This is a genomic window from Citrobacter sp. CtB7.12 (genome assembly GCF_001297795.1).
Taxonomy (GTDB): Bacteria; Pseudomonadota; Gammaproteobacteria; order Enterobacterales; family Enterobacteriaceae; genus Citrobacter_A; species Citrobacter_A amalonaticus.
Genome location: NZ_LIFT01000018.1, coordinates 25,100 through 39,808, shown reverse-complemented (window position 1 = coordinate 39,808; position 14,709 = coordinate 25,100). Strand labels below are relative to the sequence as shown.

Genomic DNA, 14,709 nt, shown 5'->3' with positions numbered 1-14,709 from the left:
ACGAGTTTTTGCAGGAAACGAGTTCCTGCCCGTAATTTAGCCAGTTTTACATGGAGCTTATATGTCACTCAGTCGGCGTCAGTTCATTCAGGCATCGGGGATCGCGCTGTGCGCAGGTGCCGTTCCGCTGAGGGCCCATGCTGCCGGTCAGCAACAGCCGCTGCCCGTTCCGCCGCTACTGGAGTCCCGCCGGGGCCAGCCGCTGTTTATGACGCTGCAGCGTTCGCACTGGTCCTTTACCCAGGGCACGCGAGCGCCGGTCTGGGGGATTAACGGGCGTTATCTCGGGCCGACGATCCGCGTCTGGAAAGGGGATGACGTTAAGCTGATCTACAGTAACCGTCTGGCAGAAAACGTCTCGATGACTATCGCCGGTCTTCAGGTGCCGGGTCCGCTGATGGGCGGTCCGGCGCGCATGATGTCGCCAAACGCGGACTGGGCGCCGGTACTGCCCATCCGCCAGAACGCCGCCACGCTGTGGTACCACGCCAATACGCCGAACCGTACCGCGCAGCAGGTTTATAATGGCCTGGCCGGGATGTGGCTGGTTGAAGATGAGGTCAGTAAATCGCTGCCGATCCCCAACCATTACGGTGTCGATGACTTCCCGATTATTATTCAGGACAAGCGGCTGGATAACTTCGGCACGCCGGAATACAGCGAGCCTGGCAGCGGCGGTTTTGTCGGCGATACGCTGTTGGTCAACGGCGTCCAAAGCCCTTACGTGGAAGTGTCCCGCGGCTGGGTGCGTCTGCGTTTGCTGAATGCCTCTAACTCCCGTCGTTATCAGTTGCAGATGAGCGACGGTCGCGCGCTGCATGTTATCTCCGGCGACCAGGGCTTTTTGCCGGCACCGGTGTCAGTAAAACAGTTGTCGCTGGCACCCGGCGAGCGCCGCGAAATTCTGGTTGATATGACCAATGGCGATGAAGTGTCGATTACCTGTGGTGAGGCAGCGAGCATTGTCGACCGGATCCGGGGGTTCTTTGAACCGTCGAGCATTCTGGTGTCCACGCTGGTGTTAACGCTGCGCCCAACTGGTCTGTTGCCACTGGTGACCGACAGCCTGCCGATGCGTCTGCTGCCGACCGAGATCATGAGCGGTACGCCAATTCGCAGTCGCGACATCAGTCTGGGCGACGATCCAGGCATTAACGGCCAGTTATGGGACGTCAACCGCATTGATATCACTGCGCAGCAGGGTTCCTGGGAGCGCTGGACGGTGCGGGCCGATATGCCGCAGTCATTCCACATTGAAGGGGTGTCGTTCCTCGTGCGTAACGTCAACGGCGCGATGCCATTCCCGGAAGATCGTGGCTGGAAAGATACCGTCTGGGTGGATGGGCAGGTAGAGCTGCTGGTTTACTACGGACAGCCGTCCTGGGCGCATTTCCCGTTTTACTTCCACAGCCAGACGCTGGAAATGGCGGACCGTGGTTCAATCGGTCAGATTCTGGTGAATCCGGCGGCGTAATCCTCCTCTCTCTCGCGACGATGCGAGAGAGATTATCCTTCGATTTCTCATTCGTTCCGGCATATAATCGCCGGCCTTTGATTATTTTTTTACCATTTTTGGAAGCACTATGAGCGCAATATCCCTGATCCAGCCAGACAGAGATCTCTTCTCCTGGCCTCAGTACTGGGCGGCCTGTTTTGGTCCCGCTCCTTTTTTGCCGATGTCACGCGACGAAATGGATCAACTTGGCTGGGATAGCTGCGACATTATTCTGGTAACCGGCGACGCCTATGTCGATCACCCGAGTTTTGGTATGGCGATTTGTGGTCGAATGCTGGAAGCACAGGGCTTCCGTGTCGGCATCATTGCGCAGCCGGACTGGAACAGCAAAGACGACTTTATGCGTCTGGGCAAACCGAACCTGTTCTTTGGCGTAACCGCTGGCAACATGGACTCGATGATCAACCGCTACACTGCCGATCGCCGCCTGCGCCATGACGATGCCTACACGCCGGATAACGTCGCGGGCAAGCGCCCGGACCGCGCCACGCTGGTCTATACCCAGCGCTGTAAAGAGGCGTGGAAAGATGTGCCGGTGATCCTCGGTGGTATTGAAGCGAGCCTGCGTCGTACCGCGCATTACGATTATTGGTCTGATACCGTGCGCCGTTCCGTGCTGGTGGATTCTAAAGCCGATATGCTGATGTTTGGCAACGGCGAGCGTCCGTTGGTGGAAGTGGCGCACCGTCTGGCGATGGGTGAAACCATCGATCAGATCCGCGATGTGCGTAACACGGCGATTATGGTGAAAGAAGCGCTGCCTGGCTGGAGCGGCGTCGATTCCACGCGTCTGGATACGCCGGGGAAAATCGATCCGATCCCGCATCCGTATGGTGAAGATTTGCCGTGCGCCGACAACAAACCGGTTGCCCCGAAAAAGCAGGAAGCGAAAGCCATTACCGTGCAGCCCGCGCGTCCGAAACCGTGGGAAAAAACCTACGTTCTGCTGCCGTCCTTTGAAAAAGTGAAGGGCGACAAAGTGCTGTATGCGCACGCTTCGCGGATCCTGCACCATGAAACCAACCCAGGCTGTGCGCGTGCGCTGATGCAAAAGCATGGCGATCGCTACATCTGGATCAACCCGCCGGCGATCCCACTCTCTACTGAAGAGATGGACAGCGTTTTTGCCCTACCGTATAAGCGCGTGCCACACCCGGCATACGGCAACAGCCGCATCCCGGCCTACGAGATGATCCGTTTCTCGATCAACATCATGCGCGGCTGTTTCGGTGGTTGCTCGTTCTGTTCGATCACCGAACACGAAGGACGCATTATTCAGAGCCGTTCTGAAGATTCAATCATCAATGAGATTGAAGCGATCCGCGATACCGTGCCGGGTTTTACCGGCGTGATCTCCGATCTCGGCGGACCGACGGCCAACATGTATATGCTGCGCTGTAAGTCACCGCGCGCAGAACAGACCTGTCGTCGTCTGTCGTGTGTTTATCCGGATATCTGTCCGCATATGGATACCAACCACGAGCCGACGATCAACCTCTATCGCCGCGCGCGCGATCTGAAAGGCATCAAGAAGATCCTGATTGCCTCCGGCGTGCGTTACGACATCGCAGTGGAAGATCCGCGCTATATCAAAGAGCTGGCGAGCCACCACGTCGGCGGTTATCTGAAGATTGCGCCGGAACATACCGAAGAAGGGCCGTTGTCGAAGATGATGAAGCCGGGTATGGGCAGCTATGACCGCTTCAAACAACTGTTCGATCTCTACTCGAAGCAGGCCGGGAAAGAGCAGTATCTGATCCCGTACTTCATCTCCGCGCATCCGGGAACGCGTGACGAGGATATGGTGAATCTGGCGCTGTGGTTGAAGAAACATCGCTTCCGTCTCGATCAGGTGCAGAACTTCTATCCGTCGCCGCTGGCCAACTCAACCACCATGTATTACACCGGCAAAAACCCGCTGGGTAAGATTGGCTATAAGAGTGAAGATGTGGTGGTGCCGAAGGGAGATAAGCAGCGTCGTCTGCATAAAGCGCTGCTGCGTTACCACGATCCGGCTAACTGGCCGATGATCCGTCAGGCGCTGGAAGAGATGGGGAAAAAACATCTGATTGGTGGACGTCGCGAGTGTCTGGTACCGGCGCCGACGCTGGAAGAGATGCGCGAAGCGCGCCGTCAGAACCGTAACACCCGTCCGGCGCTGACCAAACACACGCCGGTGGCGCATCAGCGTCAGACGCCAGTCGCCAACAAAAAGCGTACCAAAGTCGCCGGGCGATAATGGGGTTGCCCGGTGGTAAACACCGGGCTTATTAAAAGAGAAGGGAATTAGCCGCCGAACTGATCCGGATCGGGCCCCAGGCGCTTGCCCTGATCGAGCTTCGCAATCTCACCAAGTTCGTCTTTGTCGAGTCGGAAATCCCAGACGTCGAAGTTCTCGGCGATACGCGATGGCGTGACGGATTTCGGGATCACGACCAGACCGTTATCCAGATGCCAGCGAATGACAATCTGCGCCGGTGTTTTACCGTATTTATCCGCCAGATCACGAATGATTTTTTGATCGAAAACGCCTTCGCCGCCCTGTGCCAGCGGACTCCAGGATTCCGTCTGGATTTTGTGCGTCGCATTCCACGCGTGTAGCTGGCGCTGTTGCATCAGCGGATGCAGTTCGATCTGGTTAATCACCGGCGTAACGCCCGTTTCGTCAATCAGGCGCTGGAGGTGGTTGACCTGGAAATTACACACACCGATGCTCTTAATCAGCCCCTCTTTTTGCAGATCGATCATGCCTTGCCAGGCGGAAACATAGTGATCGATTGCCGGAACCGGCCAGTGCATCAGATACAGGTCGAGATAATCTAACTGGAGTTTTTCCAGACTCTCCATCAACGCGTCGCGGGGGCGTTTCTGATCGTCATTCCATAGCTTGGTGGTGATGAACAACTCATCGCGGGGGAGACCTGCGCTGGCTAACGCTTTGCCGACGCCGTCTTCATTTTTGTAGGCGGCGGCGGTATCTATGGACCGATAGCCGACTTCCAGTGCTTTATGAATGGCGGAGACGACCTCGTCGTTACCGGCTTTCCATACGCCTAACCCCAGTTGGGGCATTACATTGCCATCCTGAAGCTTAATTACGGTTTGGTTTGCCATTTTTCCTCCTTCATGTGCTCATCACCGGAGGGGGACTCCGGTGATGTAAGGTGACTTAAGTCTGGACGAAATGCCCAAAAACGAAAGTCAGAGGTGAAAAAAGCTTAGCGCGCTGCCTCGTAAATGCGGCGGCTGACATCCAGGGTAATGTCTTTATGCTCACCCAGTTGCGTCATGCCGTGCTCTTCCAGTTTCGCCAGCAGAGCCGGGATTGAACTGCCGTCAAGGCCATAGCCAGACAGGCGAGTCGGGACGCCCAGTTGCTCGAAGAAATTACGGGTGGCTGCAATCGCGGCATCAATACGCTCATCTTCAGAACCGTCGGTGATGTTCCACACGCGCTCTGCATATTGCAGCAGTTTTTCGCGTTTGGTATCGCGTTTTTCATTCCACAGTGCGGGCAGAACGACCGCCAGCGTCTGAGCGTGATCCAGACCGTGCATCGCTGTTAGTTCATGGCCCAACATATGAGTTGCCCAGTCCTGCGGCACGCCTGCGCCAATCAGACCGTTCAGCGCCTGGGTGGCTGCCCACATAACGTTCGCACGTACATCGTAGTTTTCCGGGTCTTTTAGCGCTTTCGGGCCATCTTCCACCAGCGTCAGCAGAATGCCCTCCGCGAAGCGATCCTGAATTTTGGCATCAACCGGATATGTGACGTACTGTTCAACGGTATGCACAAACGCATCAACCACACCGTTCGCCACCTGACGTGGCGGAAGGGTGTAGGTATAAACCGGATCCAGTACCGCAAAGACCGGCTGCACATGGGCAGAATGGAAGGCCTGTTTGTCGCCGGTGGTTTTACGCGAGATAACCGCGCCTTTGTTGGATTCAGAACCGGTCGCCGGCAGCGTCAGCACAGAACCCATCGGGATTGCGCTTTTGATATCGCTACCGCTGGTTTGCAGGATATGCCACGGGTCAACGCCATCCGCATAGTGGGCGGCAGCAGCGATGAATTTGGTGCCATCAAGAACAGAACCCCCGCCGACGGCCAGCAGGAAGGTAATGTTCTCTTCACGGGCGATGTTGACTGCGTTCATCAGCGTTTCATACGACGGGTTAGGCTCAATGCCGCCAAATTCGCGCACGTCCAGGCCTTTCAGCGCCTCCTGGACCTGCGCCAGTACGCCCGTCTTTTTCACGCTGCCGCCGCCGTAGGTGATCAGCACGCGTGCGTCTTGTGGGATTTGTGCGCGCAGTTCAGCGATTGCGCCTTTACCAAACAGAATGCGGGTCGGGGTATGCAGATTAAAGTTATTCATTGCTCGTTCCCTTATGTGGGTAAAAAAAGAGGGCAGGAGGGTCTGCCGGATGGAGAACATTGTGGTCGTGCGCGGCTATCCTCTCAATGCTCATTTCTGCCAATGTCTTGCCCATTTCTCCAGGGCGCTGGAGAAAAGCGATAAATTTGCGCACAATCAAGGCGTCGTCATCCGTTGAGAAAATAACCCGTTATGAACCGCGAAGAGATCTGTTTACTGCTGACAGATAAAGTTAAGCAGTTGAAAAACAATGAACATAAGCTCAATGAGCTGCTGCCGGACATCCGTCTGCTGTACGGTACTGAACCGGGTTTACGGACACCCGTGATGTACGACCCCGGCATCATATTTCTCTTTTCCGGTCATAAAATCGGTTACATCAATGAGCGGGTTTTCCGTTATGACGCCAATGAATACCTGCTGCTGACCGTACCTTTACCCTTCGAATGTGAAACCTATGCGACTCCGGACGTACCGCTCGCCGGATTTCGCATCAATGTCGATATCCTGCAATTGCAGGAACTGCTGATGGACATTGGCGAAGACGAACACTTTCAGCCGTCGATGGCGGCAAGTGGGATCAACTCCGCCACGCTCTCAGAAGAGATCCTCTGCGCGGCGGAACGTCTGCTCGACGTCATGGAGCGACCGCTGGACGCACGGATCCTCGGTAAACAGATTATCCGTGAAATCCTCTATCACGTTCTGACCGGGCCACGCGGCGGCGCGCTGCTGGCGCTGGTGAGTCGCCAGACCCATTTCAGCCTGATTAGCCGTGTGCTCAAACGCATTGAAAATAAGTACACCGAAAACCTCAACGTCGAGCAACTGGCGGCCGAAGCCAATATGAGCGTTTCTGCGTTCCATCATAATTTTAAGTCAGTGACCAGCACATCGCCGTTGCAGTATCTGAAAACCTATCGGTTACATAAAGCGCGGATGATGATAATTCACGACGGCATGAAGGCCAGCGCGGCGGCAATGCGGGTGGGTTATGAAAGCGCGTCGCAGTTTAGTCGTGAATTTAAGCGCTATTTCGGGGTGACGCCAGGGGAAGATGCGGCGCGGATCCGCACTATGCAGGGGAGTTAACGTTATTGTGAGTCAGCCGGATGAACGACGTGTCATCCGGCTGGATTCAGGTCAGGCGCTGCAGTATTTCTTCTTAATCACTACCACCACCGTGCCGATCAACCCCGCCGCCAGCAGAAAAATGGGCAGGATCATCAGGAAGGTCATGACCTGATCTTCATGGCGCTTCACAAACGGGATCATGCTAAGTGCGTAGCCAAAGCTGGTGACCACGCCGACCCACAGCAGCCCGCTCAGCCAGTTGAAAAACTGGAAGCGACGGTTAGAGAGCCCGGAAATCCCCGCCATGGTTGGCAGTAGCGTGCGCACGAACGCCAGAAAACGGCCTGCCAACAGCGCCAGCAGACCGTGACGGTCAAACATGCAGGTCGCGCGCTGGTGGTATTTCGCCGGAAGTTGCGCCAGCCAGCCTTTTACCGTTTGCGTATTGCCCAGCCAGCGTCCCTGAATATAACTGAGCCAACAGCCGAGGCTGGCCGCTGTCGTCAGGATCAGCAGGGTAGGAACAAAGCTCATGACGCCTTGCGCGACCAATGCGCCCGCTAAGAGCAGCAGACTATCGCCGGGCAAAAATGAGGCCGGTAACAGGCCATTTTCTAAAAACAGCGTGGCGAACATCACAAAGTAGACGACGCTAACAACATGTGGGTCCGCCAGCGCGGCAAAATCATGTTGCCAGAGCGCAGCGATAATATCTTGAATGACAGCCATGGACTTTCCTGTGGAACAGCGTTTACGCCTTAATAATCCTATTGTACTCCTGAACGGACCCGGATGACTTGATCCCGGGCGCAACAAATGCAGACAATTTCGTTCGACGTGTCTGCATAGATGTCCATTGGCGTCAATTTTACACGAGGCGGGAAAATCCGGCGGCTAAATCTGCAATCAGATCGTCAACATTCTCTAAACCAATGTGGAGACGAATCAGTGTGCCGCTGAAATCCACACCCCCTTCCGGGCGAATTTCTGCAATCTGTTCAGGCTGATTGGCCAGAATCAGCGACTCAAAACCGCCCCACGAATAGGCCATGCTGAAGAGGCTGAAGTGATCCAGATAAGCGGACAGCTCGTCATTATTGAGCTTTTTATTCAGCACAAACGAGAACAAGCCGCTGCTCCCCGTAAAGTCACGTTTCCAGAATTCGTGTCCTTTACTGCCTGGTAACGCCGGATGATTGACCCGCGCGACCTGCGGATGGGCTGCCAGCCATTCGGCAATTTTCAGACTGCTTTCATGATGCTGGCGCAGACGCACGCCCAGGGTGCGCAGCCCGCGGCTGGTCATATAGGCCGTATCGGCATCGACCATTTGTCCCATCAAATAGGCATTCTCGCGCAGTTGATCCCAACAGCGGGCGTTCGAAACGGCGGTGCCGACCATGGCATCCGAGTGACCAATCAGGTACTTGGTCCCGGCCTGAATCGAAATATCAACGCCGAAGTCGAGGGCTTTAAACAATATGCCCGCCGCCCAGGTGTTATCGATCATAATGATGGCGTCCGGCACAACGCGTCTGACAGCGGCGACAATTGCCGGGACGTCGTGGACTTCCATGGTCACGGAACCCGGAGACTCGAGGAAAACGACTTTGGTGTTGGGCTGAAGATGCTTAACTATGTCAGCGCCAATCAGCGGATCGAACCAGCCAGTGGTCACACCCAGTTTGCCGAGGATTTTGGTGCAGAAATCCTGGCTCGGCTCATAGGCCGTATTGGTCATCAGCACGTGATCGCCCTGTTCGACAAAAGCCAGAATCGTATTGGCGACGGCCGCCGCGCCGCAGGGGAAGAGCGCACAGCCAGCGCCGCCTTCGAGTTCACACATCGCTTCCTGCAGCGAGAAATGGGTTAATGTGCCGCGGCGCCCGTAAAAAAGTTCGCCGTTGGCGCGGTTGCGGGTGGCGTGCTTTTTGGCTTCGACCGTTTCAAAAACCAGCGAAGAAGCGCGCTGAATCACACTATTCACTGAGCCCAGCGTGTATTTTTTACTGCGCCCTGCGCCGACCAGTCGGGTGTCCAGTTGTTTATCTGCCATGTTGGGTTTCCTGTTTTTATACGTCTGGACGTCTAAACTATCACGAATGGAAAAATGCGCATCCCCAGGAACGGGATAAAGCACAATATTTTATCAAAATCGCCTCCCGTGACGTTTTACTGCGTAAGCGCAAGGAAAAGAAACCAAAGGTGCGGCACTATGTAAATAGTAATGAGAACGACTATCAATTCGACGTCGTTTTGATATTATTACGCTCAGAATTTGTGATTTGCGTCCTGGAGATACAGAGTGGGTAATAATTTGATGCAGACGGATCTTTCCGTCTGGGGTATGTATCAGCACGCCGATATCGTGGTTAAGTGCGTGATGATTGGTCTGATTCTGGCGTCAGTGGTCACCTGGGCTATCTTCTTCAGTAAGAGCGTTGAGTTCTTCTCCCTGAAGCGTCGGCTTAAACGCGAACAGCAGCTGTTGGCGGACGCCCGCTCTCTGGATCAGGCAAGCGATATCGCAGCAAACTTTGGCGCCAAAAGCTTAAGCACCCAATTGCTCAATGAAGCGCAGAACGAACTGGAACTGTCTCAGGGCAGTGAAGACAACGAAGGCATTAAAGAGCGTACCGGTTTTCGTCTGGAGCGTCGCGTTGCGGCAGCGGGACGTCAGATGGGGCGCGGAAATGGCTACCTGGCGACCATCGGGGCGATTTCGCCATTTGTCGGTCTCTTCGGTACGGTCTGGGGTATCATGAACAGTTTCATCGGGATTGCACAAACGCAGACCACTAACCTCGCCGTCGTCGCCCCCGGTATTGCTGAAGCGCTGTTGGCGACAGCCATCGGTTTGGTTGCGGCCATTCCTGCGGTGGTTATCTATAACATCTTTGCCCGTCAGATTGGCGGTCTTAAAGCGATGCTGGGCGATGTAGCGGCACAGGTGCTGTTACTGCAAAGCCGCGACCTGGATCTGGATGCAAGCGCATCTGCCCGTCCGGTGCGTACCGCGCAGAAATTACGTGTAGGGTAATGTTTCATGGCAATGCGTCTTAATGAAAATCTGGACGATAACGGTGAAATGCATGAAATCAACGTGACGCCGTTTATCGACGTTATGCTGGTACTGCTGATCATCTTTATGGTGGCTGCGCCGCTGGCGACAGTGGATGTGAAGGTCAATCTGCCCGCGTCCTCCAGTACGCCGCAACCGCGTCCGGAAAAACCGGTTTATCTGTCGGTCAAAGCGGACAACAGCATGTTCATTGGTAACGATCCGGTGACGGACGAGACCATGGTGGCAGAACTGAACGCGCTGACCGAAGGGAAGAAAGACACCACGATCTTCTTCCGTGCGGATAAAACCGTCGACTATGAAACCCTGATGAAGGTGATGGACACGCTGCATCAGGCTGGTTATCTGAAGATCGGTCTGGTCGGCGAAGAGGTCGCGAAAGCGAAATAATCGTTGTCGCCATGGGCACAATGAAAGAAAGGCCGGGTACGGCGTTATCGCTACCCGGCTTTTTTATTGCCCATCGCGCCGGGTTTGCACCTGACGTTCATTGAGCGCAACGGTAGTGATGGTAATCGTGCGGGTGTTTCCTTCGGCCAGTTTGCGCGTCAGTCGCAGCGTGGCGGTCTCACGAGCCAGCAAATGCTGCCAGGTGCTCTCCAGTCGCGCCATGATTTTGTCACCCAGCGCCGGGTTCTGTTTGATAATGGCGTTGATCGCCGCGCCATAAATCTCTTCCTTCACCTGAAGCGCGTATATTTCCCGCCGGTTTTGCCATTTCAGACGAACCAGCGCCGCAGGAATAGAAGTCACTTCTTGCGCCACGCTTTCGAGGACCGCATTTTTATTGGCGATGAGTGCGGCAAGATTCTGCTTTAAGATAAATTGATCGCTTTTATTCTCATCTAAAGCCAAATAGACATTGTTATCTTCAACATCTTTAATCATTGTTCGTCGTCCAGAGAATAGAAAAGGGGTGAGTCTTTCTCCCGGGTAATTAAGTTAAGCCAAATTTCGTTGCCGTTTTCATTTATATGCGTGGTCATTTCAGTGATTATTTTACTTAAGGTCTGGGCATCGATATCGCCTTCAGCCTGTAACGCATTAATAACCCGAGCGAAAGTCTCAATTTTCGCTACTCGCTCAAGACGTTCTTTAAAATGACGGTCACGTTCTTCGAGTAGGATATTTTTAGATTGCCCGGTGGCGGTTGTGCTAATTAAGATATCGGCCTCATAATCACTGAGGGTTGTTTTTCCCTGAGTAAAATTATCATTATTTTCTACTGTTTCTTCCGTCTGACCTGACGCTGACAGATGAAAACGCGGTGGGACAAGGTGCTCAGGCAGCATGTCACAATATCCTTTAATATCAAATGTATAGTTATTTTTATTTGGCAGGTCGCGTTGACAATAACATGGGGTAATTTTAGAATCAAAAAAAATGGAGTCATTCTATGAACAGTATTTTTTATTCTGTCATTACCTTGCTATTGTTGACCGGCGGCGTGCTTTTATTAATGCGCGAGTTTAATAAACCGCACAACGCTGAAGAACTGACCTCTGAGACTCAATCAATACCGCTGACTAAAGAAGAGGGGGAGGACCATTTCTCCGCGCTGATGAATGCTATTACACCGGTATGGTACTGGCGCGTCAATCACGAATATATTGATTTCCTTCACGCAACAATAAAACGCATGACGATGGCGCAATTGAATGACACGCCAGGACTGTTTGACGCCCAGCGACGCTGCAGCGATCTCAATTCAGCGGTGTATAAATACTACGACACGATAAAAAAACGCTGTCTCAACGGCGAAAAAGTTCCCCATTCCGATCTTGATGTGCTGAACTTACGCCAGTGCTTCCGGGAGTTTAGCGTCGAGGCGTATCCATCGCTGGTGGCGCTGGTGTGGCCCGAGTATCAGCGCCCGTGGATCAATCCCGACGAAGTTTAAGGAGGATGTTGATCTGATGTTGCGCAATTGGGATATACTGTCGCCCGGTTTTTGCAACATCACAGGAATTTATGGAACGCTTTCTCGAAAACGTTATGTATGCGTCTCGCTGGCTGCTGGCCCCGGTCTACTTTGGTTTGTCGCTGGCGTTGGTTGCGCTGGCGCTAAAATTCTTTCAGGAAATTTTTCATGTTCTGCCCAATGTCTTTTCGATGGCAGAAGCTGACCTGATTCTGGTGCTGCTGTCCCTGGTGGATATGACGCTGGTCGGGGGACTGCTGGTAATGGTGATGTTTTCCGGCTATGAGAATTTCGTCTCGCAACTCGATATCGCTGAGGGACGGGAAAAACTGAACTGGCTGGGGAAGATGGATGCGACCTCACTGAAAAACAAAGTTGCGGCCTCGATTGTTGCTATCTCTTCCATTCATCTGTTGCGTGTATTTATGGATGCGAAAAACGTGCCGGATAACAAGCTGATGTGGTACGTCATTATCCATCTCACTTTCGTCTTGTCGGCGTTTTTGATGGGCTGCCTCGACCGGTTAAACCGCCATAAGCACTGACAGAACAGGCCGGGCAGCCCTTAACGCTACCCGGCGCTGAACGTTACTTATCGGACGATGCCTGCCAGAGGTTCAGTTGGCCGTCAGCGACATGCTTATCAATCTGCGTCAATTCTTCTGTGGTGAACGACAAATTTTTCAACGCCTGAACGTTTTCTTCCAGTTGCTCCGGGCGGCTTGCGCCAATCAGCACGGAAGTGACGCGATCGTCTTTCAGCAGCCAGCTAAGCGCCATTTGCGCCATTGACTGACCGCGCTGTTGCGCCATCTTATTAAGCAGACGCAGACTGCTGAGGTTAGCTTCCGTCAGCATATTCTCAGTCAGACCGCGCACTTTCTTCCCTTCGCGCTGCATACGTGAACCGTCCGGAATGCCGTTCAAATACTTCCCGGTGAGCAATCCCTGCGCCAGTGGCGTAAAGGCGATGCAGCCCACGCCATTGGCTTTCAGCGTATCCAGCAAACCGCTTTTATCCACCCAGCGGTTCAGCAGGTTATAAGAGGGCTGATGGATCAGCAGCGGGATCTTCCATTCGCGCAAAAGCTCAGCCATTTTTTGTGTCCGCTCCGGCGAGTATGACGAAATACCAACATACAGCGCTTTCCCACTTTGCACAGCGTGTGCCAGCGCAGACGCCGTCTCTTCCATCGGCGTGTTTTCGTCCACGCGATGAGAATAGAAAATATCGACGTAATCCAGGCCCATCCGTTTCAGGCTCTGATCGAGACTGGCGAGCAGGTATTTACGCGAGCCGCCGGAACCATAAGGACCTGGCCACATGTCGTAACCGGCTTTGGTCGAAATAATCAGTTCATCACGATACTGGGCAAAGTCTTCGCGCAGCAGACGCCCGAAATTTTCTTCGGCGCTGCCCGGAGGCGGCCCATAGTTATTGGCTAAATCAAAGTGAGTAATGCCTAAATCAAAGGCTTTTCGCAACAGTGCGCGCTGCGAGTCGAGGGCTTGTACGTGACCGAAGTTGTGCCACAGACCGAGCGATAGCGCAGGCAGTTGGAGGCCGCTGTTACCGCAGTAGCGGTACTGCATATTCTCATAGCGGTCAGGGGAGGCGTTCCAGGACATGATGTCTCCTTTCTTGTGATGAATTTTCGAAACAGCGTTTTCATTCTATGCTTATAGAATCACAAATCCCGGAGATATGCGATGACGCGTCTGACAGCAAAAGATTTTCCGCAAGAATTACTCGATTATTATGACTACTACGCCCACGGGAAAATCTCAAAACGGGAGTTCCTCAATCTTGCGGCAAAGTACGCCGTTGGCGGGGTGACGGCGCTGGCGCTCTTCAATATGCTCAAGCCCAACTACGCGCTGGCGGAACAGGTGAAATTTACCGATCCCGATATATTGCCTGAATATATTCATTATCCGTCACCAAACGGTCATGGCAGCGTGCGCGGCTATCTGGTGAAGCCGGTCAACACAACGGGCAAGGTATCCGCCGTGGTGGTGGTACATGAGAACCGGGGGCTGAATCCTTATATTGAAGATGTTGCAAGGCGGGTAGCAAAAGCGGGCTACATTGCGCTGGCACCCGACGGTTTAAGCTCGGTAGGTGGCTATCCAGGAAACGATGAAGAAGGGAAGGTCTTGCAGCAGAAAGTGGATCCGACAAAGCTGATGAATGACTTTTTCGCTGCCGTCGAGTTTATGAAGCAACACCCGGACGCCAGCGGGAAAGTGGGGATCACCGGATTTTGTTACGGCGGTGGCGTCTCAAATGCCGCTGCCGTGGCCTATCCTGAACTGGCGTGTGCGGTGCCGTTTTATGGTCGCCAGCCTGCCGCTGCGGATGTGCCGAAGATAAAAGCGCCGATCCTACTGCACTACGCGGCGCTGGATAAAAATATCAATGAAGGCTGGCCCGCCTATGAAGCCGCGCTGAAGGCCAACAATAAGGTCTATGAAGCCTGGATCTATCCCGGTGTAAACCACGGATTTCATAATGATTCCACACCGCGATATGACGAGGCTGCCGCCGAATTAGCATGGAAACGAACGTTGGGATGGTTTGATAAATATTTATGATAAAAAAAAGGAAAATAAACGATTGATTAATACTGATGGCATTTTTCATTATCTTTTATATGTATACAGCGCCTAGGGATATTGTTTGCGAGAGTAAAAAAACTAAAAGTAAGTATATATTCTTCACTCTTTGCCGATA

16 protein-coding genes are annotated in these 14,709 nt (G+C 53.5%); 9 read left to right on the top strand and 7 right to left on the bottom strand.

Annotated elements, in window-relative coordinates; genetic code table 11:
- The first annotated feature begins 61 nt into the window (after positions 1 to 61).
- The gene (gene ftsP, locus AOY24_RS18320) at positions 62 to 1,474 is read left to right on the top strand and encodes a cell division protein FtsP (protein ID WP_042998158.1); all 1,413 of its coding nucleotides are present in this window, start codon (positions 62 to 64) and stop codon (positions 1,472 to 1,474) included.
- 109 nt (positions 1,475 to 1,583) lie between these two features.
- Positions 1,584 to 3,755 (top strand): YgiQ family radical SAM protein, encoded by a 2,172-nt coding sequence (locus tag AOY24_RS18315; protein WP_054177128.1) that lies wholly within the window; start codon positions 1,584 to 1,586, stop codon positions 3,753 to 3,755.
- Between the two features lie 47 nt (positions 3,756 to 3,802).
- Here the strand turns inward: AOY24_RS18315 and dkgA are convergent, their stop codons facing one another.
- Together dkgA and yqhD are read right to left on the bottom strand one after the other, a co-directional pair.
- Positions 3,803 to 4,630, bottom strand: a complete 828-nt coding sequence (dkgA, locus tag AOY24_RS18310; protein ID WP_042998156.1) for a 2,5-didehydrogluconate reductase DkgA — start codon at positions 4,628 to 4,630, stop codon at positions 3,803 to 3,805.
- A gap of 104 nt (positions 4,631 to 4,734) precedes the next feature.
- Positions 4,735 to 5,898 carry an alcohol dehydrogenase gene (gene yqhD / locus AOY24_RS18305; RefSeq protein WP_042998155.1) on the bottom strand — a complete coding sequence of 388 codons (1,164 nt, stop codon included), beginning with the start codon at positions 5,896 to 5,898 and terminating at the stop codon, positions 4,735 to 4,737.
- A gap of 49 nt (positions 5,899 to 5,947) precedes the next feature.
- Here yqhD and AOY24_RS25550 point away from each other — a divergent pair, with 49 nt between their 5' ends.
- Both AOY24_RS25550 and AOY24_RS18300 read left to right on the top strand, forming a co-directional pair.
- Positions 5,948 to 6,076, top strand: a complete 129-nt coding sequence (locus AOY24_RS25550; protein ID WP_099433653.1) for a hypothetical protein — start codon at positions 5,948 to 5,950, stop codon at positions 6,074 to 6,076.
- Between the two features lie 14 nt (positions 6,077 to 6,090).
- Positions 6,091 to 6,990 (top strand): AraC family transcriptional regulator, encoded by a 900-nt coding sequence (locus tag AOY24_RS18300; protein WP_042998154.1) that lies wholly within the window; start codon positions 6,091 to 6,093, stop codon positions 6,988 to 6,990.
- A gap of 51 nt (positions 6,991 to 7,041) precedes the next feature.
- On the opposite strand, the gene yghB is transcribed toward AOY24_RS18300, so the two are convergent.
- Together yghB and metC are read right to left on the bottom strand one after the other, a co-directional pair.
- Positions 7,042 to 7,701, bottom strand: a complete 660-nt coding sequence (gene yghB / locus AOY24_RS18295) for a DedA family general envelope maintenance protein YghB (protein WP_054177127.1) — start codon at positions 7,699 to 7,701, stop codon at positions 7,042 to 7,044.
- Between the two features lie 139 nt (positions 7,702 to 7,840).
- Entirely contained in the window at positions 7,841 to 9,028 is a 1,188-nt protein-coding gene (gene metC / locus AOY24_RS18290) for a cystathionine beta-lyase (protein ID WP_044255725.1), read from the bottom strand.
- A 249-nt stretch (positions 9,029 to 9,277) separates the two neighbouring features.
- Between metC and exbB the strand changes: the two genes are divergently transcribed.
- On the top strand, positions 9,278 to 10,012 hold the full coding sequence (exbB, locus tag AOY24_RS18285) for a tol-pal system-associated acyl-CoA thioesterase (RefSeq protein ID WP_042998151.1): 735 nt from the start codon (positions 9,278 to 9,280) through the stop codon (positions 10,010 to 10,012).
- A gap of 6 nt (positions 10,013 to 10,018) precedes the next feature.
- Positions 10,019 to 10,444, top strand: a complete 426-nt coding sequence (gene exbD, locus AOY24_RS18280) for a TonB system transport protein ExbD (protein ID WP_042324207.1) — start codon at positions 10,019 to 10,021, stop codon at positions 10,442 to 10,444.
- 63 nt (positions 10,445 to 10,507) lie between these two features.
- Here the strand turns inward: exbD and AOY24_RS18275 are convergent, their stop codons facing one another.
- Together AOY24_RS18275 and AOY24_RS18270 are read right to left on the bottom strand one after the other, a co-directional pair.
- Positions 10,508 to 10,939: a hypothetical protein gene (locus AOY24_RS18275; RefSeq protein ID WP_043001747.1), complete on the bottom strand. Its 432-nt coding sequence runs from the start codon at positions 10,937 to 10,939 to the stop codon at positions 10,508 to 10,510.
- The gene (locus AOY24_RS18270) at positions 10,939 to 11,346 is read right to left on the bottom strand and encodes a hypothetical protein (RefSeq protein WP_042998150.1); all 408 of its coding nucleotides are present in this window, start codon (positions 11,344 to 11,346) and stop codon (positions 10,939 to 10,941) included. The genes AOY24_RS18275 and AOY24_RS18270 overlap by 1 nt, the downstream gene beginning before the upstream one ends.
- A gap of 104 nt (positions 11,347 to 11,450) precedes the next feature.
- On the opposite strand from AOY24_RS18270, the gene AOY24_RS18265 reads away from it, so the two are divergent.
- On the top strand, positions 11,451 to 11,954 hold the full coding sequence (locus AOY24_RS18265; protein ID WP_054177126.1) for an ESA_00282 family adhesion-associated protein: 504 nt from the start codon (positions 11,451 to 11,453) through the stop codon (positions 11,952 to 11,954).
- A 71-nt stretch (positions 11,955 to 12,025) separates the two neighbouring features.
- Positions 12,026 to 12,520 (top strand): TIGR00645 family protein, encoded by a 495-nt coding sequence (locus tag AOY24_RS18260; RefSeq protein ID WP_042998148.1) that lies wholly within the window; start codon positions 12,026 to 12,028, stop codon positions 12,518 to 12,520.
- Between the two features lie 43 nt (positions 12,521 to 12,563).
- Here the strand turns inward: AOY24_RS18260 and AOY24_RS18255 are convergent, their stop codons facing one another.
- A complete protein-coding gene (locus tag AOY24_RS18255; protein ID WP_042998147.1) occupies positions 12,564 to 13,604 on the bottom strand; it encodes an aldo/keto reductase in 1,041 nt (346 codons plus the stop codon).
- Positions 13,605 to 13,685: 81 nt separating this feature from the next.
- Between AOY24_RS18255 and yghX the strand changes: the two genes are divergently transcribed.
- Positions 13,686 to 14,570 (top strand): YghX family hydrolase, encoded by an 885-nt coding sequence (gene yghX / locus AOY24_RS18250; RefSeq protein ID WP_054177125.1) that lies wholly within the window; start codon positions 13,686 to 13,688, stop codon positions 14,568 to 14,570.
- Positions 14,571 to 14,709 lie beyond the last annotated feature (139 nt).

Excerpts from the sequence above, each read along its gene's own strand:
- AOY24_RS18265 (WP_054177126.1), top strand. The coding sequence starts at position 11,451 with ATGAACAGTATTTTTTATTCTGTCATTACCTTGCTATTGTTGACCGGC.
- ftsP (WP_042998158.1), top strand. The coding sequence starts at position 62 with ATGTCACTCAGTCGGCGTCAGTTCATTCAGGCATCGGGGATCGCGCTG.
- AOY24_RS18300 (WP_042998154.1), top strand. The coding sequence starts at position 6,091 with ATGAACCGCGAAGAGATCTGTTTACTGCTGACAGATAAAGTTAAGCAG.
- AOY24_RS18270 (WP_042998150.1), bottom strand. The coding sequence starts at position 11,346 with ATGCTGCCTGAGCACCTTGTCCCACCGCGTTTTCATCTGTCAGCGTCA.
- yghX (WP_054177125.1), top strand. The coding sequence starts at position 13,686 with ATGACGCGTCTGACAGCAAAAGATTTTCCGCAAGAATTACTCGATTAT.
- yghB (WP_054177127.1), bottom strand. The coding sequence starts at position 7,701 with ATGGCTGTCATTCAAGATATTATCGCTGCGCTCTGGCAACATGATTTT.
- AOY24_RS18260 (WP_042998148.1), top strand. The coding sequence starts at position 12,026 with ATGGAACGCTTTCTCGAAAACGTTATGTATGCGTCTCGCTGGCTGCTG.
- dkgA (WP_042998156.1), bottom strand. The coding sequence starts at position 4,630 with ATGGCAAACCAAACCGTAATTAAGCTTCAGGATGGCAATGTAATGCCC.
- yqhD (WP_042998155.1), bottom strand. The coding sequence starts at position 5,898 with ATGAATAACTTTAATCTGCATACCCCGACCCGCATTCTGTTTGGTAAA.
- AOY24_RS18255 (WP_042998147.1), bottom strand. The coding sequence starts at position 13,604 with ATGTCCTGGAACGCCTCCCCTGACCGCTATGAGAATATGCAGTACCGC.
- exbD (WP_042324207.1), top strand. The coding sequence starts at position 10,019 with ATGGCAATGCGTCTTAATGAAAATCTGGACGATAACGGTGAAATGCAT.
- metC (WP_044255725.1), bottom strand. The coding sequence starts at position 9,028 with ATGGCAGATAAACAACTGGACACCCGACTGGTCGGCGCAGGGCGCAGT.
- AOY24_RS25550 (WP_099433653.1), top strand. The coding sequence starts at position 5,948 with ATGGAGAACATTGTGGTCGTGCGCGGCTATCCTCTCAATGCTCATTTC.
- AOY24_RS18315 (WP_054177128.1), top strand. The coding sequence starts at position 1,584 with ATGAGCGCAATATCCCTGATCCAGCCAGACAGAGATCTCTTCTCCTGG.